Origin of the sequence: Peribacillus butanolivorans, from assembly GCF_001273755.1 — a bacterium.
GTDB lineage: Bacteria > Bacillota > Bacilli > Bacillales > DSM-1321 > Peribacillus > Peribacillus butanolivorans.
Window position 1 is genome coordinate 883,288 of the sequence record NZ_LGYA01000001.1, and the last position, 24,839, is coordinate 908,126.

Sequence of the window (24,839 nt, forward strand, 5' to 3'; positions counted from 1 at the left end):
CGGGGTTGCGACAAGAATACCTTATTCTTCAGAATCCTTCATCAAAGTATATTGCGTCACATACGCTTCCCCCGAGAACATCTTCTGGCTGGAATTCGTTACAGGAGGCTTAGAATCGCCATTATGCGCTTTTTCAAAAGAACTAGATTTTTTCCAATTCAAAAAGTCCGCTTGCTTTTCCCATATAGTTAAGATGACATAAGTTTCTGAATTGGTTGGTCGCAGGACACGAAGGGCGACAAATCCAGGTTCTTTTTCAATGAAGCCTGCTCTGTTTTTAAAACGGTGTTCAAATACCGGACGTCCTTCTTCACTGACAGGGATATTGTTCATAACCACATATCCATGATCTTGAAGGTCACCCTTTCCATCCACTACTTCAAATTTACGTGGTGAGCTAAAAATTGTTTTTCCTGGTGTTTCATGCAAAAGCACTGCAGTTTCAGAATTTTGCATAAGTAATATTTTTTCATTCGGGTGCTTATCTTTTTTGATTTTTAAAAAATCGTATGTGCCTGATGTAATGAACACATTCATATAGATCCCCTCCAAACACTAATAGTAGGTGTATACCCATTTTACCCAATCAATAGTGTTTTTACCATTTCTAATCAAATATAAATCTTCATGTCCAATTCAAATAGCTTTGGAAATTAGTCTGAGAAAATCCTAAAAACGTCGATTTTCTGACAAATAATTAGCTTGGCTATACTTCTATTATAGAAAAAGCTATAGTTTAAGGAGATTCAATTTGAAATTCAACTTCCATCTGATATTCTATGTAAGTATGAATAAAAAAATAGAACGTGACTGCTTGAAAGGTGGATATTAATGTCTAAGGAAATTACGAATGATACATTTTTAAAAGCTGCGAGAGGTGAGAAAACGGATCATGTGCCTGTTTGGTATATGCGTCAAGCCGGCCGTTCACAGCCAGAATACCGTAAATTGAAAGAAAAGTACTCCCTTTTTGAAATTACTCACCAGCCGGAATTATGCGCCTATGTGACAAGATTGCCTGTGGAGCAATATGATGTAGATGCCGCGATTTTATATAAAGATATTATGACACCGCTACCAGCCATAGGAGTGGATGTAGAAATTAAGTCAGGAATCGGTCCAGTCATATCTAATCCAATTCAATCGGTGAAAGATGTTGAAAAATTAGGAGAATTAAATCCTGAGGAAGACATCCCATACGTGTTGGACACCATCAAATTATTAACTACAGAGCAATTGACTGTACCTTTGATTGGTTTTTCAGGTGCTCCATTTACGATTGCTTCTTATATGATAGAGGGCGGTCCTTCCAAAAACTACAATAAGACGAAAGCTTTTATGTATTCTGAGCCGGTAGCTTGGTTTGCTTTGATGGACAAGTTAGCAGATATGATTATCATCTATGTAAAGGCACAAATTAAAGCGGGTGTTAAAGCCATTCAAATCTTTGATTCATGGGTTGGGGCGTTAAATGTTGAAGATTATCGGGTGTTCATCAAGCCGATCATGAATCGCATTTTTGCCTCCTTACGTGAAGAAAATGTACCTTTAATTATGTTTGGTGTTGGTGCAAGTCACTTGGCATTGGAGTGGAATGATCTGCCGATTGATGTGGTGGGATTGGATTGGAGACTTCCTATCTCGGAAGCAAGAAAGATGGGTATACAGAAAACAGTTCAAGGTAACCTTGATCCTGCCCTCCTTTTATCATCTTGGGATGTAATAGAAGAGCGGACGAAACAAATCCTTGACCAAGGTATGCAGCAGGATGGCTACATCTTCAATCTTGGACATGGGGTGTTCCCATCCGTGAATCCGGAAACTTTGAAGAAATTGACCGCTTTCATTCATGATTACTCATCAAATAAGAAGTAAACCTGAGCGAACTGTTTGCTAAAAAACCTTATGTGGATGCACAATTTAAAAGAACGGAATTTTTAAAAGAGGTGTAAATACATGTCAAGAAAAAAAATGGGCCTTTTAGTCATGGCTTATGGTACTCCGTACACAGAAGAGGATATTGAAAGATATTATACACATATTCGTCATGGAAGAAGACCTAGTGAAGAATTGATTGCCGATCTTAAAGGTAGATATGAAGCGATTGGTGGTTTGTCTCCCCTTGCAAAAATCACAGCAGGACAAGCAGAAGCGCTTGAAAAACAATTAAATTCAATTCAGGAAGAGATTGAATTTAAGGCATACTTAGGGCTTAAACATATCGAACCATTTGTTGAAGACGCTGTTAAACAAATGCATGATGATGGGATCTCGGAAGCGGTCAGTATCGTATTGGCACCGCATTTTTCAACTTTCAGTGTGAAGTCTTACAATGGACGTGCGCAGGATGAAGCAGCTAAATTGGGTGGTCTGACCATTACTTCTGTTGAAAGCTGGTATGATGAGCCAAAATTCATTCAATATTGGGTGGACCAACTAAAAGAGACAATTGGAAAAATGACTTCGGAAGAACGCGATAATTATGCTTTGGTTGTTTCTGCACATAGCCTTCCGGAAAAGATTTTACAATTAGGAGATCCATATCCAAAGCAACTTGAAGAAACGGCGAATCTAATCGCTGAAGGCGCAGGGGTTTCCAATTATGCAGTAGGCTGGCAAAGTGCCGGACAAACGCCTGAACCGTGGTTAGGACCGGATGTGCAGGATTTGACTAGAGATCTCTATAAAGAAAAAGGATATAAGGCCTTCATTTATATTCCTGTTGGTTTTGTATCCGAGCATCTTGAAGTTCTTTATGATAATGATTATGAATGTAAAGTTGTTACAGATGAAATTGGAGCCGGTTACTACCGACCTGATATGCCAAATGTAAAACCAGCATTTATCGACGCCTTGTCTACAATTATAATAAACAAATTACAGGAGAAATAATTTTCAAAATAGGGCGATGAATGGTGAATCATACAATGAAAACGATTGTCATAATCGGAGGAGGAATAACTGGTCTTGCAGCTGAGTATTCCTTGCAGGTAGTACATATGACAGGTTCAGTTTGCCGTACTGCATTGATCAATCTGAGGCCGTAGTCGATAAAGTCGTTGAGTTCATTTAACAAAATAACATCTTCATTTCTAATAAGGTGGCTGTCCAGTAACGAGGATAGCCACTGTTTCTATATACGTTGAAGATGAATACTGTGTATGTTCTGTAAGTTTGTAAAAAATTAATTGAAAAAACAGAAAGATTTTGGTAAGATATTATTGAACTTATTGACTATTCTGTTCGTTTGGTCGGAATTGAGGTGGAAAATGTCTGTTGATCGTAAAAAATTAATTTTAGAAGCCGCGACCAAGTCTTTTTCCCTTTTTGGATACAAGGCAACGACAATGGATCAAGTGGCTAAAATTGCCAATGTCGGAAAAGGAACCATTTATACCTTTTATAAAAATAAAGAAGAGCTTTTTAAAGAAATTGTTCAGCGGATGATAGAGGAAATGAAATATGAGGCTGAACAATCCCTGGATGATCAATTCTCCTTTTTTGAAAACCTTCATCGAGCTGTTTATCGTATTTTGGAGTTTAGACAGGAACATCAATTATCTTTAAAACTTCTTCAGGAAGAACGGGAAATTGGCACACCGGCTGTTCAGGAAATGGTTAATGAAATGGAAGAAGCTATTGTTTCTTATATTAAAGAAAAACTTAATTCAGCGATTGATAAAGGCTATATTCAGCCTTGTGATCCAGAAATAACAGCTTTCCTCATGTTAAAAATGTACCTTGCCCTTATTTTCGATTGGGAGAGGAATCATGAACCATTAGGAAAAGAAGAAATTGCTGAGCTATTCAAAATATATTTATTTAAAGGATTATCTGTTACTTGATAATTCTATTTTTTTGCTTATATGACCTGAAACAGCACATTCAAATTGAAGGAAATATAAAAAGACGATCCAATTAATTGGATCGTCTTTTTATATTTGGGGATAGGTCCAGCTGCGAAACTGGAACTTTATATGGGATCATCCTGCTAATTGGGAAGCGGATGGTGAAACACGTAAACTATTACTTTACAGAAAGGCAATGATCACAGTGGTTTCCATAACATTCGTGCTGTTCTTCAATCTTTTTTCCGCATTCCTTGCATTGTTTAGGAGGCAGGTTTTTAAAGAACTCAACGCTACTTTGAATCATGAACATCATCTCCTGAATTTTTTTATTAATTTCTTTTCTATAGTATTCATTGTATTATAACAGAATCAATGTGTCAATGTATGTTTTATAACATAGGTAAAAAAGATGAAAATAGGGGAAGAATAGTTTATATTAATGGGAAGTCATTGAGAGAAAAAAGGAGTGCCTAAGCATGAAAATCACCGTAATTGGTTGTTGGGGCGGATATCCAGCTAAAAATGAGGCAAGTTCTGGCTATTTGCTTGAATATGAAGATTTTCGCATTCTGCTTGATTGCGGTAGCGGTGTTCTATCACAGCTACAAAATCATATGAAGCCGGAGGAACTCGGTGCGGTAGTATTATCCCACTATCATCCGGATCACGTAGCGGATGTAGGTGTCCTGCAACACGCTGCGCTAATTCAGCAAATACTGGGCAGCGAAAAAAGGACTATTCCTATTTATGGCCATGATTTAGATGCTGCCGAATTTGAAAAGTTAACCTATAAAGATATAACAAAGGGGATTGCCTACTCTGCTGATGAGCCTTTAACCATCGGTCCATGCAAATTTACTTTTATGAAAACAAAACATCCAGTTCCATGCTTTGCAATGAGAATAGAGGCTGAAAATCATTCGATTGTATACACAGGGGACAGCTCTTATATGGATGAGTTGGCTGATTTCGCCAAGGATGCAAATGTTTTATTATGTGAAAGCAACTTTTACAGCAATATGGACGGCTCAAATGCCGGCCATATGACAGCTAGGGAAGCGGGCATACTTGCTGATAAGGCAGACGTCCAGCTTTTACTCTTAACTCATCTTCCACATTATGGTGATCTGAATCAACTGAAAAAAGAAGCATCAGAGGTTTTCAAACGGGAAATTGCAGTAGCGAAAAGCAATCTCGAATTTCAACTATAAATGAATCATCAGGGGTATGAATGAAGTCGACAAGGGGGAACAACGGTGCTTTTTATTGATAACAAAGGAATCACAGATCCACAGATTAATCTGGCTATTGAAGAGTATGCACTCAAACACTTAAATATAGATGAAACCTATCTTTTATTCTATATTAATCGTCCTTCAATCATCATAGGGAGAAATCAAAATACGATTGAAGAAATTAATGCCGATTATGTTGAAGATAACGGTATTACTGTTGTCAGACGTCTTTCCGGGGGTGGAGCGGTTTATCATGATTTAGGAAATCTCAATTTCAGTTTCATCACGAAAGATGATGGGGATAGCTTCCATAACTTCAAGAAATTCACTCAACCTGTGGTAGAAACGCTTGAAAAACTAGGAATTCATGCTGAATTAAGTGGACGTAATGATATTCTTGCTGAAGGAAAGAAAATCTCTGGCAACGCGATGTTTTCAACGAAGGGCAGGATGTTCAGTCATGGGACATTGTTGTTTCAATCAGAAATGGACCATATTGTTTCCGCTTTAAAAGTGAAAAAAGATAAAATTGAGTCAAAAGGGATTAAATCGATTAGAAGCCGTGTCGGTAATATCGTTGATTTTCTAAAAAAACCGATGACTGTTGAGGAATTCCGTTCTTTCCTTCTGAAAAATATTTTTAAAGATAGTGGAGAAGTTACGGAGTATGTTTTAACAGAAGAAGATTGGGATAAGATTCATAAAATCTCAGAGGAAAGATATCAAAACTGGGAGTGGAACTACGGAAAATCACCTAAATTCAACTTGCAAAACTCACATAGGTTCCCGGTTGGATCGGTTGATATCCGTCTTGAAGTGAATAGGGGAATCATTGAGAACTGTAAAATTTACGGTGACTTCTTTGGAGTTGGCGAAGTTATTGACATAGAACAAAAGCTTACTGGAACTCGTTATGAAAAAGAATCTATCAGCTCGGTATTAGATGAAATAGATGTTCGACATTATTTTGGCAATGTAACAAAAGATGAGATATTAGCTTTAATATATTAATTTTGAAAAGCCGTCCGAGCCTATAAGGACGGCTTTTGTGTCTAATAATGACATTAATTGCTTGAATTTGGATAAAAATGTTGCTGTAATCATTTACTTTTAATATAATAAAACTGTATTTAGTTTGAGCTAAAAATGAATGATTATTCATTCATGCTTTTTACAGGGGAGGGAGAACGATGAATTTATCTGAACAGCTTCATCAAACGGCTTTAAGAAAGGCTGATAAGCCAGCTTATTATTTTATGGATCAATCCACTTCATATGGAGAATTGGATGAAGCCGTAACAAAGTTTGCAGACGAACTACATAAGCTTGGTGTTTCAACTGGTGATAATGTTGCGTTGGTTTTAGGCAATTCTCCACATTTTATTATTTCGTTGTATGGGGCTTTACGAGCAGGGGCGACCGTAATACCAGTAAATCCAATTTACACACCTGATGAAATTGGGTACATCCTGAATAATGGCGATGTAAAGGTCGTTGTAGCTTTAGATAAGCTTTTACCCTTATTAAAGAATATGAACCCCATTCTTTCAAGTGTTGAACAATATGTAATTTGTGAAACGCAACTGGCTAATGGGGATATAAGTAAACTGAATATTTACCCTAAAATGAAATCGTTTACAGAGATGCTGAAAAAGGGGGATGTCCACTTTTTAGGACCGAGACTGGATCCTGAAGATACGGCAATCATTCTATATACTTCTGGGACCACTGGAAAGCCAAAAGGTGCCATGCTCTCACATACAAATATTTACTCCAATGCACATGATGTCGGCGAATATTTAAAAATCACGGAAAATGACCGTGTTGTTACTACACTGCCAATGTTTCATGTTTTCAGTTTAACAGTCGTTGTGAATGCTCCATTGTTGAGTGGGGGTACACTTTTAATTGTCCCGCAATTCAGTCCAAAGGAAATATTCAGGCTAATCAAAAAATTTAATGCGACTGTTTTTGCTGGCGTACCAACAATGTATAATTTCCTTTTCCAATATCAAGATGGTAAAGAAGAAGATTTGAATTCGTTACGAATATGTATTTCAGGTGGGTCTGCCATGCCAGTTTCGCTGCTGGAATCCTTTGAACAGAAATTTAATATTATTGTTTCAGAAGGTTACGGCTTGTCTGAAGCATCACCTGTCACATGCTTTAATCCTTTGGATCGTCCAAGGAAGGCCGGATCAATCGGAACATCAATCCTTCATGTTGAAAACAAAGTTGTAAATGAGCTTGATGAAGAAGTGCCTGTCAATGGAGTGGGCGAATTGATTGTCAGAGGTCCGAATGTAATGAAAGGGTATTACAAAATGCCGGAAGAGTCGGCTGCTGTTTTAAAAAACGGCTGGCTTTATACTGGTGACCTAGCCCGGATGGATGAAGAAGGCTACTTTTTTATTGTAGATCGTAAAAAGGAATTAATCATTGTCGGTGGTTATAATGTCTATCCGCGTGAAGTCGAAGAGGTTTTATACGCCCATCCTGAAGTGATTGAAGCCGCAGCGATTGGCGTGCCGGATCCTAATCAAGGTGAAGTAGTTCATTGCTTCGTGGTGAAAAAAAATAATGCATTGACCGAGGAAGAATTACTTGCTTATTGTTTAGAACATTTAGCTAAATATAAGGTTCCAACAAAAATTGAGTTCTTAGATCAACTTCCAAAAAATACGACAGGAAAAATTTTACGTCGTTCCTTGAAAACTCATGTAACTCAAAACTAAATATGATTTGTATCTAAGGAGATTATTGCCTTTCACATGCAATAGTCTCCTTTTTGTACAAGCAAAGTGTATCGCCATGCATAAAGTATATAGTGGGGAGCTTAAAGTCTTGATTCTTGTTTCAAAAAGAGTTATGATTGTCATTAAAAATTTCACTACATGTAAGGAGGGGTAAGATGAGAGATGTAGAGCTTTTAGATATTTTTACACATCCTATTGCTCAAAAATACTTGAACAGATCAGGCCTTGCACACGCGATTGCCGTTGCCTATCATGCGTTTCACCTAGCAAACGAATATAACGTAGATCCTGATATTGCTGCCAAAGCTGGTCTTTTGCATGATATGGGTCATTTCACCTGGTACCGCAATGGAAAATGGGATTATGATTTGTACAAACAAAATGATATCCATCCTATTAAAGGTGCAGAAAGAGCTCATAAACTGTTAATCCGGCTTGGAGAAAATCCGGTTAAAGCCAAGACTATTTCCCTCGCCATTTTATTTCACACCGATTCATTTTTACCTTCAAATGATATTATTCGAACACCGCTTCAGCAGGTCGTCAAATGGGCCGACGAAAAAGATGAAGAAGAAGGTGGAAAACACCATTATCGCAAAATTGATTTCCAGCGTGCAAAGGAAAGCATAATCCAACTAGACAAACTCATTGATGAGGAACAAAGAAAAAGGCTATCATCCTGAAAATATACGGTGATAGCTTTTTTTGTGATTAAAAACAGGAGTTCTATATGGAGTATGAAAGGGTTACTACTCAAGAGGGTCCTTTTTTGCAATTAATCGACTTCTTTCAAAATGGCTTTATACACTGCCTCTTTATCGAAATCAAATTCACCCATTCCAAAAACTTTGACGACACGATTTTCAACATCGAGTAAATAGGTTGCGGTAGTATGGACAAATTCGCCGGTTCCTGAATCTCGAAAAAGAAAATCAAATTGGTCAGTTAGCTTTTTGGTATCTTCAGGTGAACCTCGTAATATCTCCCAGCCATCCGTTTTATTTACTTCAAATGTATTTGCATACGCATCTATTTTTTTAGCTGAATCCTTTTCCGGATTAAAAGTGATAGTTAAAAACTCCACTTTACTTCCAAAAATATTTTTCTTAACTAATTGATCTCGAATATTTTGCATTTGAAATGTGGTATTTGGACATAAATCTGGACAATCAATATACATAAACTCCAATAGCCGGACTTTAGGTTCTAATTCAGAGAAGCTGAATGTTTCACCCTCTTGTGTTTTCATCACTATATCATCTGGAAAATACATTTTTGACTGACGATATTCTGTAAAATAAAAGATACCTGATCCAATGCCCATCACTAATAAAATTGTAAAAATAATATAAATTTTTTTCATCTTTGTTTGTCACCCCAAGTCTTTATAATTATCTATCTTCACTATACAGGACTGAATTCTAAACAATGGAATGAAAACGGGCGAAATGATGAAGATTATTTGAACATTTATTGTCATTATATGATATGGAGACAGAAATACGGTTCTAACATGTCCATTTTGGATTAAACTATAAGAGGTAGGTTAGATTTAAAGGAGGGTCGTAATGGTTAGGAAATGGGCAGGAAGAGCGGTTCTTTTATATATACTTTTCGTAGCAGTGATGTATTGGTATATTTTCTATGGGGCAGATACCTCTATTCCCCAAGCATTACGTGGTACTGCAGCAGATCCTGCAACATTTCTGAATGCAAGGGAACTAAAGCTTAGCGAAGAGTATTCAGGGTTGCGGAATTTTCTTTTTTTCGTTTCGACTCCATATGAATGGCTATTGTATTTTTTTGTTTTATTATTTGGGTTTTCAAAAGCATTTGAAAAATCGGCTTTGGGGACCTCTAAATGGAAAGTGATCCAAACAGGTATTTATTTATTTTGGCTTTCGTTGGTTTCTTATCTAGCGCTGTTTCCAATCAGTTTCATTGGTTACAGGATGAGTAAAAGTTACCATATCAGTACCCAGAGTTTCTCTTCGTGGATGAAGGATGAAGTCATCGATTTCTGGGTGAACTTTGGGATGATGTTCATCATCGTTTCAGTTTTATATTGGTTAATGAAGAAAAGTGTGAAGAAGTGGTGGCTTTACGCTTGGTTGTTGTCGATTCCATTTTCATTGTTCCTGATGTTTTTACAGCCTGTATTGATTGATCCGCTGTATAATGAATTTTATCCACTGAAAAATAAAGAATTAGAAACGGAAATATTGGCACTTGCCGCACAGGCCGAAATTCCGGCGGAACATGTATATGAAGTAAATATGGCAGAAAAGACAAATGCCCTGAATGCATATGTAACTGGTATAGGTTCGAACTCAAGAATTGTTCTTTGGGATACGATCTTGAACAAACTAGAGGAAGATGAAATACTTTTTATCATGGCACATGAAATGGCTCATTATGTTGAAAAACATATATATATTGGTATAGCAGGTTATTTAGGAATGACTTTAGTTGGTTTGTGGCTGACATCGAAAATCATGAATTACTTTATTAGACGTTGGGGCAACATGTTAAAAATACATTCGATTGATAGCATCTCTTCACTTCCATTATTTCTCTTAATTACGGGTGTATTACTGTTTGCCTCCAGTCCGCTGTCCAATTATGTTTCCAGATATCAAGAAACAAGGGCTGACCGTTATGCTATTGAAATGACTGGTGATAAAGAATCGGCAATCACAACGTTCCAGGAACTCACGAGGGCGGGGTTGAGTCAGGTGAATCCCCCATTACTAGTTAAATGGCTGCGTTATTCCCATCCAACGATGCTTGAGCGGATTTCTACTGTTGAAAACGATGATACAAAGGATTATTGAAAGCCAGCTGAAAATCAGCTGGCTTTTTTACTTGCCTTATTTCGGGGGAAGTGGAAGTTTGTAGTTTGTTTTCAGAAAAAACTTTTAATTTATAAATCTTAGGTTCTCTACTATAATAAATTAAATTCCCAGTTGGTTTATAAGGAGATCAGTTATGTATAATGTACTTTTCATCATTATAGGCTCAGTGCTTGTTGCATTAGCCTACAATCTATTTTTGATTCCTCATTTAATTTTGAGCAGCGGACTTAGTGGGCTTGCGATTATGTTAGGAATCATTACCCCAGTTAACACAGGGATATTGAATTTCCTGTTAAATCTGCCACTGTTGATTCTGGGATATATAAAATTAGGAAGACGTTTTATCACATATACGATATTATCAGTTGTCGTAATATCTGTCAGTTTGTATATCATTCCGATTCATGGAGTGTCCACTGAACCAATTCTGTCTTCTTTATTTGGAGGAATCATTTCGGGGGTTGGTATCGGTATCATCTTCCGTGCTTCAGGATCTTCCGGCGGATTTGATATCATTGCAATGCTTTTGGCTAAGAAAAGCGATTTTCCACTTGGTTCATTACTATCGGTGATGAATGCAGTTGTGGTTGTTATCTCAGGGTTCATCTTTGGTTGGGATGCCGCATTATATACATTGATTTCAATATATGCAGCAGGAAAAGTGATCGATACAATTCATTCTAATCACATTAAATTAACATTAATGATTGTTACGAAACAGAGTGACGAATTGAAAGAGAAGCTTCTTACCAACTTATATCGGGGAATTACTGTCATGGATGGTGAAGGTGCATACTCCGGAGAAAAGAGTAAAGTAATGATGACCGTCATTACTCGTTATCAATTAACCGATGTAAAAGCTATGATAAAAGAAGTGGATCCGAATGCTTTTGTAAATATAACTGAAACAGCCGAGGTCATGGGGATGTTTCATAAAGAATGATAAAGAAATAGAAAAGCCTCCCGACATTTGGGGAGGCTTTTTGATTATTTAGCTATTTTTAATTTCCAAACTGTTTTAGCAAAATGTTCATTTCAGAACTTAGTTTTAGGAATAAAGGTTTGTCTTTCGTATCTAACGCTTCATCAATTTGTTTCGCAAGGATATTCTTTTTGGTATTAAGGACGGATTCTAGAATAATCATATCAATTAACAATTCCTGAACTACAGCATCGTTTTTCATTTCGCTCATTGATAAGGACTTCACTGACTCTGAATAAGATTTTTCATTTTTCAAAGTAACCACCCCTGACCCTTTTTATTAGTATATGGATTTAAGCGGATAAAATCAACAGAAAATTTTAAATATTTGGATGTTAAAAGGGAATGTGTCGTTTAGATGACGAAATGACCACGTTTGAAAAGAATTTTTAATTTTTTGTGAACTTGCTTATAACCTATTCTAATTGTGCTATTATAGTGAGGAATTTAACACATATAAACTAACTGTCCTATATTCTATAGCCATTTGAGGTATTAGGGAGGGGCAGGGTAAAAGGTTTGATCGAAATCTTAGCTGTTTTCTCAGTAGAGGGAAAATAATAACCAAATGCTGAAAGTTACACTTTTAATAGCAGTAAGGAAGAGGTGGTTGTAAGTTGAAGGAAAGTTGTCAGGGAATTATCGAAGAATATGAAATCACTCCCTATACTTTAATGGTTATGCCAATCAATTATGGAAGTAAAATATACGCCCAAATCGTTGAATTGGAGGACGAGTTCATTTCCCCATTCAAACCTTTGGAAATTGTCAAGAAAAGCTGTGAGTACTTTGGATCAAGTTATGAGGGCCGAAAGGATGGAACGAAGCAGCTTATAAATATCACTCATAAAGCGCCGATTGCGATTGATCCAACTAGTTCAATTTTCTTCTTTCCGACTACATCTCCCTTACGTCCTCAATGCATCTGGTTATCTCATGAGCATGTGGTATCCTATGATCGCTTAGATTCAAAACATACAAAGGTTACATTCCGAAATAAACAAACCATCGATATAGAAGTATCATGCAGTTCTTTTGAAAACCAGCTGCATCGGACATCTTTTTTAAAAACTAAACTAATCCAAAGGATTGAGGAAACAAAGAGAAAGTCTTTCTATTTGTTCACCGATGCAAATGGGGGAAAAGCTTCAGAGATGATGTCAAAGTATAATCCACGCTAGAGCACAAAGGGTAGTATATTTGGTAAAGGTGCCGTGAAGTATATCTTAATGGTATGTTAGAGATTCATACTTTCATACAATCATACATATCAGAAGATAATAAATACTTGCTCTAGCAAAATGGATTAGTGTACAACAACTAAAGCCCTTCTCATTTGAGAAGGGCTCCAGAATTAATCTTCAAATAACTCATCCATTAAATCGTCAATTTCTTTTCTTAATTTTTCAGTGCCTTCTTTGGAAATGGTGATGTTATCACCATCGATAATCAGCATATCTCCTACTTTGGCTCCCTTAGGAAGAGAACTTTTAGGAAAATCCTTCAAATCTCCTCCATCGATTTCAACGACAGCAATCTTTCCTTCGAAGCGATCAATAATTCCTTGTACCATTTATTTCACCGTCTTTACAGTAATTTTCTGACCTGTAGAAGTAAAAATAATGTTACCTGATTTATCTGTACGATATGTTTTAGCTTTAACCGAATTTAATCGTTTTACAACTGTAGAAGTAGGGTGCCCATATCCATTTTTCCCTACACTGATTACTGCGTATTTCGGTTTTGTTTTCTTAATAAAAGCAGAGCTTGATGATGTTTTTGCGCCATGATGGCCAACTTTAAGCACATCCACACTAGGTACTAGATTTTTAGCCAGCATATCTTTTTCAGACTTCTCTTCAGCGTCACCAGTAAACAAGAATGTCTTTTTGTCGTGTTTAAGTAAAAGAACAGCACTCCAGTTATTTAAATCAGACTTAGCATAGTCTTTAACAGGTGCAATGAATTTTAATGAAATATTCTTTGCCTTCGTTGTAATTTCTACGCCAGTCGTCGCTTTTTTTATTGTAAGTTTCTTCTTCTTAACAGCCATTAAAAAGTCTTTGTATGCTTGCGTAGTGTGAGAAACTTTAGGTGCATACACAGATTTTACATTAAGCGATTTAATCACATAAGCTAATCCACCTACATGATCAGCGTCTGGATGAGTTGAAACTACGGCATTAAGAGTTTTTACCTTCTGTTTTTTTAGGTAGGCAACAACCTCGTCGCCCTTGCCTTTACCGCCACCATCGATTAAAACGTTTTCGTTACCGGTTTGAATAAGGATTGAATCTCCTTGTCCAACGCTGATAAAGTGTACCTTCACATTTGATGCTGCCTCAGTTGTTTTGATTCCTGTAAATAAAGATAAAACAAGAACAGCTACTAGTAGAATATTAATTTTTTTCATTTTTTCGCCTCCAAGTATAAATTTATCATGTGTGATGAGGAAAATGGGGATTTAGGCATAATATTTTTGGAACAAGCACCTCATTAAGTAATATGAAAAGAAATTGTAAGTAACGAAATAAAGCAAGTTAATAAAATTCCAGTTAAATAATCCTGGGTATTTACGATTAATCGTGTTTGAATCCCTGGCCTGTCAATTGAAATCCATATCAGAAATTCTTTCATTTTCAAATTATTATTAAATAAGAAAAACCATGCAAATAAAACATTTGCATGGTTTTTTATTAGAAATAAGGGGATAGGAGAAACTTTTCACGATCAAACAAAGGGGTATAAGTTTGTTAGTGATTCCCTTCATAATTAATAATATAATAGGTAACCTCTATGTTTCAACTATTATGTTCAATATTTCACAAAGTTTTCACAAAGGTTTTTTACACATAATGATAGTGTTTAAGAGATTCTATTGATTTGCCGTTTTATTCATTCCCATTATATAAATAGCCCGTAATAATGACCAAGTTAAATATAAAATAATAGATAATATATCCATTTGTTCCTAATATATACTTATAACATTCTTTGTAAAAATGTCGAGTTAACCCTAAAATGATATTATTGAAAAAAGGTATATAAAATGTATAAGGCGGGGTTATCTTTATATTGGGGTGATTTAACTGACAATTAATTATGAGCATACGAGCCCTACCTAATATTCGTTGCGATCTGTGTCCTCGAAAATGTTTGCCTTAATCAGTAAGCGACTAAATAACGGGTGTTACTCCAACCTTTGCTTAGGAGCAGGTAAATAATGTTGATTTAAAAAATCTCAAAACTAAAATGGTGAAGGATATTCAGTATGCTCTTGATTACATAGGTTATGCCTTAATCGAGAAGTAATATTTCATAGCACCTGTTATCTATTAAAGCTAGGAGAAAATATAGATGTTGTTCAAAAAGTGATGGAAGGTGAATACGAGAGATTGAAATAGTTGGGAATGTTACTAGTGTTTTGATAAAGAAAGATACAACAGTTCTTCAACACTTTTATATTTTTGATAAGCCAAATGAAAAGGATATGGAATTCGAGAATAAGAATTTATGAAAATATGGAAAAATAAAATTCCAGATAGATACAAAGAAAGAGAGGATTGAATTATATAGATTAGGATTGAGAGGTGGAATAGCCAAAGGTTAAAGGGTAAGTTGATAAAACTGAGATAGTGGTCTTATCAACTTTATTTTTGGTTATACTTCCATATTCCTTAAAGGCAGTGAAAGAAATTATCTATCATTCCCTTTATAGTTTTAGGAGGACGTCTGAACTAAGCTAATTCCGCTAAATTTTCTTGGGGCGGTGACTTCATTCGAAAAAGTAATTACACAATAAGTCTTCGGTTTTGTTGCGAAGGCGGGGATTGAAATAATTATGATGTTCCTCGTATCCTTTATATAAAAAACAATACATCGTAAAGGATTCATCGCGTTTAATTTCACTTACCTTAATATTCTCCTTACGCAAATAGCGCCGCACCTCGGCAAGCTCTTCCTGAACGGCTTTTAAAACAAGTTCCACTAGTTCTGAATAGGGCCTTTTTAATTTAAACGGACTTATTTCGATGACCTTGAGATCCCGGTTTAAGACTGTAATCACCATAGGAAGGTAGATGGCTTTTTCAATCATATTTCGGTCATCCTCTGGAATGCGGGTCATCATGACCGCTCCTTTCTAAAAAAGCAGGTTTTCATATTAATATGTATGCTTCATACAAACGAGAACATACGTTCTTTAATCCATCTTAATGGATTATCAGCTGATATGCAAGCGGTTTGTTGAAATGATGAAATTTTTGTTAATAAGATTATGTTTTCCTGAGATAGGGAAAGTATGATTATATATGGTTAATAATTCTTGCAATTTCAGAGGAAAGTGATATATCTAAAATAGAACAGCTTTTTAATAAGTTTATGCTGCTTTAATAGTCGGCATGTCGAGGGAGATAATTATGGACTTGGATACTATACGTGAGTGGTTTACACTTGATAATATATCGGCACTTATTCAGCAATATCGCTCATTCGGTCCAATCCCGGGAATTTTGCTACCGATGCTGGAAGCTTTTTTGCCCTTTTTACCCTTAGTTGTGTTTGTACTCGCTAATGCAACGGCTTTTGGTCTCTGGTGGGGTTTTTTATTTTCTTGGATTGGGGCGGTAGCGGGAGCTTTTCTGATCTTTTTAGTTATTAGAAGATATGGTCAAATGAGGCTTTTTCGACTTTTGCAGAAACATAAACAGGTGCAAAGGCTAATGGTTTGGGTAGAAAATCATGGATTCGGACCTCTGTTTATACTGCTCTGCTTCCCTTTTACACCATCAGCTATTGTGAACATAGTGGCGGGGCTTTCAAAGGTCAGCCCGTTGCAATATGGACTAGCTGTCATAGGAGGGAAAGCAGTGATGATCTTTACGATTAGCTTCGTAGGGTATGATCTTGTATCCCTTATTCATAAGCCTGTGCGTACAATCATCATAGGTATTGTCATTTTTATCCTATGGTATGTAGGAAAAAGACTGGAGGTCCGGATAAATAGAAGCATGAAGAGAGAAGAAGGGAAATAAGTATTAGAATATAAATGCAGCAGTAGGGGTTGAAATAGATGGAAAAAACAAACAGAAATTCTTTATCCGACTGGGTAAAAGCAGCCATGATTGCTTTTGTTATTTACATCTTAATCCGTACATTTTTCTTTTCAAGCTATGATGTTGAAGGGGAGTCGATGCAGCCGACACTTGAAGAAGGTAACAAACTTGTAGTGAATAAAATTAATTATCAAATCAGGGATATCAACCGATTTGACATAATTGTTTTTCATGCGAATTCACACGAAGATTATGTTAAACGAGTTATAGGGATTGCAGGTGACCGCATTCGTTACAAGGATGATTGGCTTTATGTAAATGGTGAGAAAGTGAATGAGCCTTATCTTGAGAAGTTTAAGGAGGGGTTCCCGGGGCAGAACTTTACGGGTGATTTTACATTAAAAGAAATCACTGATACGACCACTGTCCCAGATGGCAAGCTGTTTGTCATGGGGGATAATCGTCTTGAAAGTGCGGACAGCCGCCACTTTGGTTACATACCAGTTGAAAATGTAGTTGGTAAAGTTGATGTGCGATATTGGCCAATCAAAGAATTTAATTTGCAGTTTAAAGGTGAATGATTGCGGAAGCCCGAAATTATTGAGGGCTTTTTCTTTTGATTAAAACACGAACGTACGATTGGTATTATTAAGGAAACGGTAAAATAATAGGAAACAAATCGAAACTGGAAACAGAAACCATGTCAAAAAGACGGCAGTATTTCTGGTATGATAGGTCTAGATATTATGTTGTATAAGGGGGAAAAAGATGTCACTACGTTTTTTACTAGGAAGATCGGGTGCAGGGAAAACTTCGAATGTTTTGGACGAAATTCGCTCCAGATTGGATAAGGACCCCGAAGGCAATCCAATAATTTACCTCGTTCCTGATCAGATGACGTTTCTATCGGAATATAAATTAATTAAAACGCCAGGCCTCGCTGGAATGATACGGACACAGGTATTCAGTTTTAGTAGGCTAGCTTGGCGCGTTCTGCAGGAAACTGGCGGAATGAGCCGTCTTCATTTGGACAGTGTTGGCGTTAATATGTTGATACGAAAGATTATGGATGATAAAAAAGAAGATTTGAAAATGTTTCGCCGATCTGCTGATAAGCAGGGATTCATTGCTCAAATGGAACAAATACTGGCTGAATTCAAGCAATATTCCATCCAACCGGATGACATTCAAAACTATTTGACCGAAACATCACCGGGAGGCAATGGAATTCAGGATAAACTACATGACCTTGAACTGGTTTATCAGGCTTTTGAGGATGAAATGATTGGAAAATATTTAGATTCTGAAGACTATTTTACTTTACTTATAGAAAAAATGTCAGAGTCTTCATATATAAGAGACTCGGATATTTACATCGATGGTTTTTACAGCTTGACACCACAGGAATTATTGATTGTAGAAGAAATGATGAAGCTGTGCAAGAGTGTAACAATTGCGTTGACATTAGATCAGCCCTACAGACAATATGCGCCTGATGATCTGCAGCTTTTCAGGCAAACAGGGAATCTGTATCATCAGCTTTATCAAGCGGGATTAAGGGCTGGAATTCCAATAGCAGAAGATCGCATTCTAAACGGTACAGCAAGGTTTGGTGGGAGTCCGGGGCTGAATCATCTGGAAACCTATTTTGCCCAACGTCCTGCGCGAATTTTTGAGAACCCCTCTGAAGTAACGATTGCTCAGGCAGTTAACCGCAGGGCTGAAATTGAAGGGGTCGCCCGGAACATCTTGACACTTGTCAGACAAAAACAGCACCGCTTTCGGGATATTGCGATTTTAGTTCGCAATGGAGAAGCATACGAAGATATTTTACAAACAGTTTTTCGGGATTATAAAATTCCACTGTTCGTGGATTCTAAACGAACTATGCTCAATCATCCCCTGATTGAACTGATTCGATCGACATTGGAGATCATAAATGGCTATTGGCGTTATGAACCTGTATTTCGGGCAATCAAAACGGAGCTACTATTCCCGCTTCAAAAAAGCCACGACCGAATGCGTGAGCAGGTAGATAAGCTTGAAAATTATGTGCTTGCTCGTGGGATTAAAGGAGGTAAGTGGACTTCTAAAGACCGATGGACCTACCGCCGCTTCCGTGGACTGGAGCTCGAAGACCGAGCCCAAACGGATAAGGAAATGAAGCTTGAGCAGGAACTGAATGAGCTGAAGCAATTATTTACTGAGCCCATTTTGAAGCTCTCAAAACGAGTGAAAAAGTCTCAAAATGGTAGAGAAATATGCGAAGCCCTTTATCTATATCTTGAAGAATTACATGTACCGGAAAAATTGGAAAAGCTAAAGCTGGAGGCCGAAGAAGCAGGAGATTTGGTTTCAGCTAGAGAGCATGAACAATCGTGGAATGCAGTCGTCGACCTGTTAGATCAATTCGTCGAGCTGTTAAGCGAAGAAGAGCTTTCTATGAAACAGTTTGCGGTAATCATTGAAGCAGGTCTGGAGTCCCTTGAATTTTCTTTAGTACCGCCGGCAATTGACCAAGTGCTTGTCGCTAATCTTGATCTATCTCGTCTTGATGATGTTAAGACAGCTTTTGTCATTGGTCTAAATGAAGGGGTCTTGCCAGGAAAAGCTGTATCTGATGGAGTATTTTCCGATAGTGATCGCGAAACGCTTTTGGCAAGTGGACTTGACGTTGCCCCAAGTTCGAAGGTTCGCCTCTTGGATGAAGAGTTTACAGCGTATAAAGCATTTACTACACCGGCTGAAGCGCTCTATTTATCGTATCCGCTTGCCGATGAGGAAGGAAAAGCTCTCTTACCCTCTTCTTATTTAAAGAGGGTAAGGGACGTCCTGCCGCACGTTACCGATTCTTTTTATATGAACGACCCATCGGACCTGCCTGCTGAGGAGCAGGTGAAGTATGCCGCGAATTATGATGTGGCCCTGTCTTATCTGGCTGCCCAATTGCAGTTGAAAAAACGAAACTACCCCATCCATTCACTCTGGTGGGATGTATACAATACCATTATTGAAGATGAAATGGTTGGTCCCGCAGCAGCTAAGGTATTATCGAGTCTTTTTTACCAAAATAAAACGAAGAAATTATCTGAAGAAACAAGTAAGCAATTATATGGTGAAAGCATTCTTACAAGTGTATCGCGGATGGAAATGTTTAATAGCTGCCCGTTTTCCCATTACGCTGCTCATGGTTTGAAATTAAGGGAAAGGCAGATTTTCCGTCTGGATGCACCGGATATTGGTGAAATGTTCCATGGAGCGCTAAAAATGATTTCGGATTATTTAAAGGAAAATGATATTCCTTGGTCTTCATTGACAAAAGAGCAATGCTTGGAATTGGCTAGAAACGCAGTGGAAAGGCTTGCTCCAAAGCTTCAAAATCAGATTTTGTTAAGTACGAACCGGCATCATTATTTGCGAAGGAAATTGGAACATGTAATTGGGCGGGCATCAATCGTCTTAAGTGAACATGCCAAGGTGAGCGGATTTGCTCCAATAGGATTGGAACTTGGCTTCGGGAAAAATGGAGAGCTGCCGCCACTTTCGTTCACACTGAAAAACGGCACGGAAATGGAATTAATTGGGCGGATTGATCGCGTTGATAAAGCGGAAGAAGGTGAGGGTGTCTATTTGCGTGTGCTCGATTATAAATCGAGTGAAAAGGAGCTAAACATGAGTGAAGTGTACTATGGACTTGCTCTGCAAATGCTGACATATCTCGATATCGTCGTTACCCACTCCCATTCACTTATCGGCAAAGAAGCGATTCCAGCCGGTGTTTTGTATTTTCATGTTCATAATCCGGTTGTTAAATCAAAGGGTATGCTCAGTTTGGATAAAATTGAGGAAGAGATCTATAAGAGCTTTAAAATGAATGGACTTGTATTAGATCATACAAATGTTATTCAGATGATGGATACATCGCTTGATATAGAGACTTCCAGTAAATCTGACATCATTCCAGCTGGATTTAAAAAGGATGGATCGCTTTTAGCAGCTTCCAAAGTTGCGAGTAGGGAAGAGTTTTCACTTTTGAATCATCACGTACGCCGGGTCTATCAGGAGGCTGGTGATCGAATGGTCGATGGTGACGTAGATATCACACCATATAAATTAAAGGAAAAAACCCCATGTACCTTCTGTTCGTTTAAATCAGTATGTCAATTCGATCAGTCTTTGGAGGAGAATCAATTTAGGAATTTAGCACAGAAGAAACAAAATGATGTTCTGGATTTATTAAGAGGGGAGGGTGAAAGATGAGCAAAACAATAATTCCTGCGCTTCCGGGTGACGTTACTTGGACGGAAGATCAATGGAAAGCGATTTGGGCTAAAAATCAGGACATTCTGGTTGCAGCGGCGGCAGGTTCAGGGAAAACTGCGGTGCTAGTCAATCGAATTATTCAAAAGGTTGTTTCAGAAGATGATCCGATTGATGTTGATGAACTCCTTGTTGTGACATTCACGAATGCTTCGGCTGCCGAGATGCGTCACAGGGTCAGCGAGGCATTAGAAAAAGCGATTAATGAAAATCCGCATTCACAGCATCTGCGTAAGCAGTTGAGCTTGATTAATCGAGCTTCGATCTCCACGCTTCACTCTTTTTGCTTAGAGGTGATTAGGAAGTATTATTATCTGACGGAAATCGACCCAGGCTTTCGAATTGCGGACTCTACAGAAGCACAGCTATTACGTGATGAAGTAATGGAGGTGCTTTTCGAAGAGCAGTATGGTCAGAGTGATAATGAAGAGTTCTTTAATTTGGTTGATGCTTTTACAAGTGATCGAAACGACGATGCACTTCAGAATATAGTCCGATCTCTCTATGATTTTTCGCGATCGAATCCAGATCCAAATCAATGGCTAAATAGTGCCGCTGCCATGTATGATCTGGCTGATGATACAGGAATAGACGATCTTACATTTATCGAGTCCTTGAAATTCGATATTGGTTTGCAGTTGGATACAGCCAAGGATTTATTGGAGCGCTCCCTCGAACTGACAAAGGTACCAGGGGGGCCAGCACCAAGGGCAGAGAATTATTTAGCTGACCTTGATCTTGTTGCCAAATTATCGGGAGTTAAAGATCACTCTTGGAACGCTCTTTATGAAGAAATCCAAAACGTGAAGTTTGGTACGGCAAAACGCTGCACGGGAGCAGACTTTATCAAAGATATTGCGGATGAGGCTACCAAATATCGTGATAAGGCAAAGAAAATTATAAAATCGTTGCAGGAAGAGTTATTTTCTCGTAAGCCCGAAAGTTATCTACGTGATATAAGAGAACTGAAGGGATATGTCGATACCCTGGTTATGCTCGTTAAACAGTTTGACGAAAGATTCTTCGCCGCAAAAGCGGAAAAAAACTTGGTCGATTTTGCTGATTTGGAGCATTACTGTCTTCAAATCTTGACAGAGGAAACCGTAGATGGTGAACGAAAGCCATCAGCAGCCGCTATTGAATATCGGAAACAGTTTAAAGAGGTACTTGTCGATGAATATCAGGATACGAATCTAGTTCAGGAATCAATTTTAAAACTGGTGACGGCAGATGGAGAATATAGTGGGAATCTGTTTATGGTGGGCGATGTCAAACAGTCGATTTACCGATTCAGGCTTGCAGAACCTAATCTTTTCCTTGGAAAGTACACACGCTTTACCCATGATGGGAACGAATCCGGTCTGAGGATCGATTTAAATCGGAATTTCCGGAGCCGTAAGGAAGTTCTCGATGGAACGAACTTCTTATTTCAACAGCTGATGGGGATTACAGTCGGTGAGATTAATTATGATGAGGACGCCCAGTTGAAAAAAGGAGCGCCGTATCCCGAAGACAAACCAAACCCTATTGAACTCCATTTAATTGATGGAGCAGAATCCCATACAGAAACAGAAGAGTCGGAAATCGGATTCGAGGCCGAGGAACTTGAAAAGGCTCAACTCGAAGCAAGATTGATGGCCAAGCTCATTAAAAAGACTATAAACGAAAAGCATCAGATATTTGATATGAAAACCCAACAATACCGTTCTGCGACTTATCGTGATATGGTCATTCTCCTTCGTTCTATGCCATGGGCACCGCAAATTATGGAAGAATTTAAGAAGCAGGGGATTCCTGTTTATGCTAACTTGTCATCAGGATATTTTGAGGCGACAGAAGTAGCAATCATGATTTCCTTATTAAAAGTGATTGATAATCCCCAGCAGGATATTCCTTTGGCTTCCGTTCTGCGTTCACCTATCGTCGGGATGGATGAAGAAGAAATGTCGCAGGTCCGTTTATTCCATACAGGTAGCTATTATGAAGCATTAGCTGATTTTTACAGAAAGAGTGACTCAGATGAGCATCCTGGGCTTTATGAAAAGGCTTCATCATTTTATAAAAAGCTAGTAAAGTGGCGAAAGCTTGCCAGGCAGGAGGCGTTGTCCGACTTAATCTGGTTGCTGTATCGTGAAACTCAGTTCTATGATTTTGCAGGAGGAATGCCGGGTGGCAAACAGCGTCAGGCCAATTTAAGGGCATTGTACGACAGGGCAAGGCAATATGAAGCGAGTTCATTCCGTGGTCTGTTTCGTTTTCTGCGTTTCATTGATAGAATGCAGGAACGTGGTGATGATTTAGGGGCAGCTCGGGCTTTAGGTGAACAGGAAGATGTAGTCCGCCTGATGACGATTCACTCCTCAAAGGGTCTGGAGTTTCCGATTGTGTTTATTGCCGGACTTTCAAAACAATTCAATATGATGGATTTACGAAAGCCTTATTTACTGGATAAGGATTATGGTTTTGCGGCTAAGTATGTGAATTCTGAATTGCGGATAACGTATCCATCCCTTCCACAGTTGGCTTTTAAGAAGAAGAAGCAGCTTGAATTAATTGCAGAGGAGATGCGTGTCCTCTATGTTGCGCTTACAAGGGCTAAGGAAAAGCTGTATTTAATTGCCAGTATCAGTGATGCAGAAAAAATGCAGCATAATTGGGCAAGTAATGCGACACACGGTGATTGGTTATTAAAGGACTATGTACGAGCTGGTGCAAAAAGCTATCTTGATTGGATCGGTCCATCCCTTGTCCGTCATAGAGACTTTCAGGGGGCAGCTGGTCTTGGCTGGGAAATGGAGTCACATCCATCAAATTGGTCCATCTCTGTCATTCCTAGTGAAGAGCTGGCAGTTCTGGATGATGAAGAGGCACTCGCACAAGAGCAATTACTAGAGCATGTTCAGAAGTCAGAGAAGGTCGAAATGGTTTCCGAGTTTTCTCAGGATATCAAGGAACAGCTTAAATGGGAGTACCCAGAACATGAGGCTTCCGTGCATCGTTCCAAGCAGTCCGTTTCTGAACTAAAACGTCAATATGAACTGAAGGATGAGCAAAGTTCCACAGAGTTGTTGAGAAAATTTAAGCGGCCAATCACGAAGCGTCCGACTTTTATGCAAGAAAAGTCACTAACTCCTGCTGAAAGAGGAACGATTACCCATTTAGTCATGCAGCATATCGATTTATCAAACGAGATTACCATTCAATCGATTCAGCAATTGATGGTTGAACTGATTCAACGCGAGTTGTTGACCGACGAACAGAAAGAAGCTGTGAATCCGGATACGATTGTTGATTTCTTTGACAGTGATATCGGTCAAAGAATGCAGAAGGCTCAAAGTATTCGCCGTGAAGTGCCATTTACAATGTCATTGCCGGCTAAAGAGGCTTACAGTGATTGGGCAACTGGAGAAGAGGAAATTCTGATTCAGGGTGTTATTGATTGTATTTTTGAGGATGAACAAGGGCTTGTGTTGCTTGATTATAAAACGGATACAATAACCGGTCGTTTTGCTAGTGGGTATGAAGGGGCAAAAGAGATTCTTGCCGATCGATACCGGATGCAGCTACAGCTTTACACAAGTGCTGTCGAAGGAATATTAAATAAAAAAGTAACGAGCCGTTATTTATTTTTCTTCGATGGAGCGCATTTATTGGAAGTATAAAGAGAAGTGCGTAAAACCCTGGAAAATAGACAATGAAAAAAGAATAGATTAAGCTACGGTCTTTTCTCGGTATTCAATCGGGGAAAGACCGTTTTTTTTGAAAATGCCATATAAAAATCCCCAC

At 38.1% G+C, this 24,839-nt stretch carries 22 protein-coding genes; 15 read left to right on the forward strand and 7 right to left on the reverse strand.

What is annotated here, in order from left to right; all coding sequences use genetic code 11:
* Window positions 1–21 precede the first annotated feature (21 nt).
* Entirely contained in the window at window positions 22–537 is a 516-nt protein-coding gene (locus AKG34_RS04245; RefSeq protein ID WP_053344928.1) for an antibiotic biosynthesis monooxygenase family protein, read from the reverse strand.
* A 294-nt stretch (window positions 538–831) separates the two neighbouring features.
* Here AKG34_RS04245 and hemE point away from each other — a divergent pair, with 294 nt between their 5' ends.
* From hemE to AKG34_RS04260, 4 genes are all read left to right on the forward strand, one after another.
* On the forward strand, window positions 832–1,875 hold the full coding sequence (gene hemE, locus AKG34_RS04250) for a uroporphyrinogen decarboxylase (protein ID WP_053344929.1): 1,044 nt from the start codon (window positions 832–834) through the stop codon (window positions 1,873–1,875).
* A gap of 81 nt (window positions 1,876–1,956) precedes the next feature.
* Window positions 1,957–2,892 carry a ferrochelatase gene (hemH, locus tag AKG34_RS04255; protein ID WP_053344930.1) on the forward strand — a complete coding sequence of 312 codons (936 nt, stop codon included), beginning with the start codon at window positions 1,957–1,959 and terminating at the stop codon, window positions 2,890–2,892.
* A gap of 23 nt (window positions 2,893–2,915) precedes the next feature.
* On the forward strand, window positions 2,916–3,047 hold the full coding sequence (locus AKG34_RS29230; protein WP_269083721.1) for a hypothetical protein: 132 nt from the start codon (window positions 2,916–2,918) through the stop codon (window positions 3,045–3,047).
* A 222-nt stretch (window positions 3,048–3,269) separates the two neighbouring features.
* Complete coding sequence (locus tag AKG34_RS04260; protein ID WP_053344931.1) at window positions 3,270–3,845, forward strand: TetR/AcrR family transcriptional regulator; 576 nt, start codon at window positions 3,270–3,272, stop codon at window positions 3,843–3,845.
* Between the two features lie 181 nt (window positions 3,846–4,026).
* Here the strand turns inward: AKG34_RS04260 and yhfH are convergent, their stop codons facing one another.
* Window positions 4,027–4,155: a protein YhfH gene (gene yhfH / locus AKG34_RS26535; RefSeq protein WP_083450670.1), complete on the reverse strand. Its 129-nt coding sequence runs from the start codon at window positions 4,153–4,155 to the stop codon at window positions 4,027–4,029.
* Window positions 4,156–4,327: 172 nt separating this feature from the next.
* Here yhfH and AKG34_RS04265 point away from each other — a divergent pair, with 172 nt between their 5' ends.
* The 4 genes from AKG34_RS04265 (at window position 4,328) to AKG34_RS04280 (ending at window position 8,525) form a co-directional block, all read left to right on the forward strand.
* Window positions 4,328–5,062: an MBL fold metallo-hydrolase gene (locus tag AKG34_RS04265; RefSeq protein ID WP_053344932.1), complete on the forward strand. Its 735-nt coding sequence runs from the start codon at window positions 4,328–4,330 to the stop codon at window positions 5,060–5,062.
* Window positions 5,063–5,107: 45 nt separating this feature from the next.
* Complete coding sequence (locus AKG34_RS04270) at window positions 5,108–6,097, forward strand: lipoate--protein ligase (RefSeq protein WP_053344933.1); 990 nt, start codon at window positions 5,108–5,110, stop codon at window positions 6,095–6,097.
* A 179-nt stretch (window positions 6,098–6,276) separates the two neighbouring features.
* Window positions 6,277–7,821 carry a fatty acid--CoA ligase family protein gene (locus AKG34_RS04275; protein WP_053344934.1) on the forward strand — a complete coding sequence of 515 codons (1,545 nt, stop codon included), beginning with the start codon at window positions 6,277–6,279 and terminating at the stop codon, window positions 7,819–7,821.
* A gap of 176 nt (window positions 7,822–7,997) precedes the next feature.
* The gene (locus tag AKG34_RS04280; RefSeq protein WP_053344935.1) at window positions 7,998–8,525 is read left to right on the forward strand and encodes an HD domain-containing protein; all 528 of its coding nucleotides are present in this window, start codon (window positions 7,998–8,000) and stop codon (window positions 8,523–8,525) included.
* Window positions 8,526–8,617: 92 nt separating this feature from the next.
* Here the strand turns inward: AKG34_RS04280 and AKG34_RS04285 are convergent, their stop codons facing one another.
* Window positions 8,618–9,205, reverse strand: a complete 588-nt coding sequence (locus AKG34_RS04285) for an SCO family protein (RefSeq protein ID WP_053344936.1) — start codon at window positions 9,203–9,205, stop codon at window positions 8,618–8,620.
* 205 nt (window positions 9,206–9,410) lie between these two features.
* Between AKG34_RS04285 and AKG34_RS04290 the strand changes: the two genes are divergently transcribed.
* Together AKG34_RS04290 and AKG34_RS04295 are read left to right on the forward strand one after the other, a co-directional pair.
* The gene (locus AKG34_RS04290; protein WP_053344937.1) at window positions 9,411–10,676 is read left to right on the forward strand and encodes a M48 family metallopeptidase; all 1,266 of its coding nucleotides are present in this window, start codon (window positions 9,411–9,413) and stop codon (window positions 10,674–10,676) included.
* A 154-nt stretch (window positions 10,677–10,830) separates the two neighbouring features.
* Window positions 10,831–11,640, forward strand: coding sequence for a YitT family protein (locus AKG34_RS04295; protein WP_053344938.1), 810 nt, complete (start codon window positions 10,831–10,833; stop codon window positions 11,638–11,640).
* Window positions 11,641–11,698: 58 nt separating this feature from the next.
* Here the strand turns inward: AKG34_RS04295 and AKG34_RS04300 are convergent, their stop codons facing one another.
* A complete protein-coding gene (locus AKG34_RS04300; RefSeq protein ID WP_053344939.1) occupies window positions 11,699–11,935 on the reverse strand; it encodes an IDEAL domain-containing protein in 237 nt (78 codons plus the stop codon).
* A 361-nt stretch (window positions 11,936–12,296) separates the two neighbouring features.
* On the opposite strand from AKG34_RS04300, the gene AKG34_RS04305 reads away from it, so the two are divergent.
* Complete coding sequence (locus AKG34_RS04305; RefSeq protein WP_053344940.1) at window positions 12,297–12,860, forward strand: competence protein ComK; 564 nt, start codon at window positions 12,297–12,299, stop codon at window positions 12,858–12,860.
* Between the two features lie 173 nt (window positions 12,861–13,033).
* On the opposite strand, the gene AKG34_RS27390 is transcribed toward AKG34_RS04305, so the two are convergent.
* The 3 genes from AKG34_RS27390 to AKG34_RS04320 all read right to left on the reverse strand — a co-directional run bounded on the left by AKG34_RS27390 (window position 13,034) and on the right by AKG34_RS04320 (window position 15,805).
* Window positions 13,034–13,252, reverse strand: a complete 219-nt coding sequence (locus AKG34_RS27390) for a DUF3006 domain-containing protein (protein WP_053344941.1) — start codon at window positions 13,250–13,252, stop codon at window positions 13,034–13,036.
* Window positions 13,253–14,092 (reverse strand): ComEC/Rec2 family competence protein, encoded by an 840-nt coding sequence (locus tag AKG34_RS04315; RefSeq protein WP_053344942.1) that lies wholly within the window; start codon window positions 14,090–14,092, stop codon window positions 13,253–13,255.
* A gap of 1,362 nt (window positions 14,093–15,454) precedes the next feature.
* Window positions 15,455–15,805 carry a YhjD family protein gene (locus AKG34_RS04320; protein ID WP_053344943.1) on the reverse strand — a complete coding sequence of 117 codons (351 nt, stop codon included), beginning with the start codon at window positions 15,803–15,805 and terminating at the stop codon, window positions 15,455–15,457.
* Window positions 15,806–16,097: 292 nt separating this feature from the next.
* On the opposite strand from AKG34_RS04320, the gene AKG34_RS04325 reads away from it, so the two are divergent.
* The 4 genes from AKG34_RS04325 to addA all read left to right on the forward strand — a co-directional run bounded on the left by AKG34_RS04325 (window position 16,098) and on the right by addA (window position 24,715).
* Window positions 16,098–16,712, forward strand: a complete 615-nt coding sequence (locus AKG34_RS04325; protein ID WP_053344944.1) for a TVP38/TMEM64 family protein — start codon at window positions 16,098–16,100, stop codon at window positions 16,710–16,712.
* A gap of 38 nt (window positions 16,713–16,750) precedes the next feature.
* On the forward strand, window positions 16,751–17,314 hold the full coding sequence (gene lepB / locus AKG34_RS04330; RefSeq protein ID WP_053344945.1) for a signal peptidase I: 564 nt from the start codon (window positions 16,751–16,753) through the stop codon (window positions 17,312–17,314).
* A gap of 187 nt (window positions 17,315–17,501) precedes the next feature.
* Entirely contained in the window at window positions 17,502–20,993 is a 3,492-nt protein-coding gene (gene addB, locus AKG34_RS04335; RefSeq protein ID WP_053344946.1) for a helicase-exonuclease AddAB subunit AddB, read from the forward strand.
* Window positions 20,990–24,715: a helicase-exonuclease AddAB subunit AddA gene (addA, locus tag AKG34_RS04340; RefSeq protein WP_053344947.1), complete on the forward strand. Its 3,726-nt coding sequence runs from the start codon at window positions 20,990–20,992 to the stop codon at window positions 24,713–24,715. Before addB ends, addA begins: the two co-directional genes overlap by 4 nt.
* Window positions 24,716–24,839: the final 124 nt, after the last annotated feature.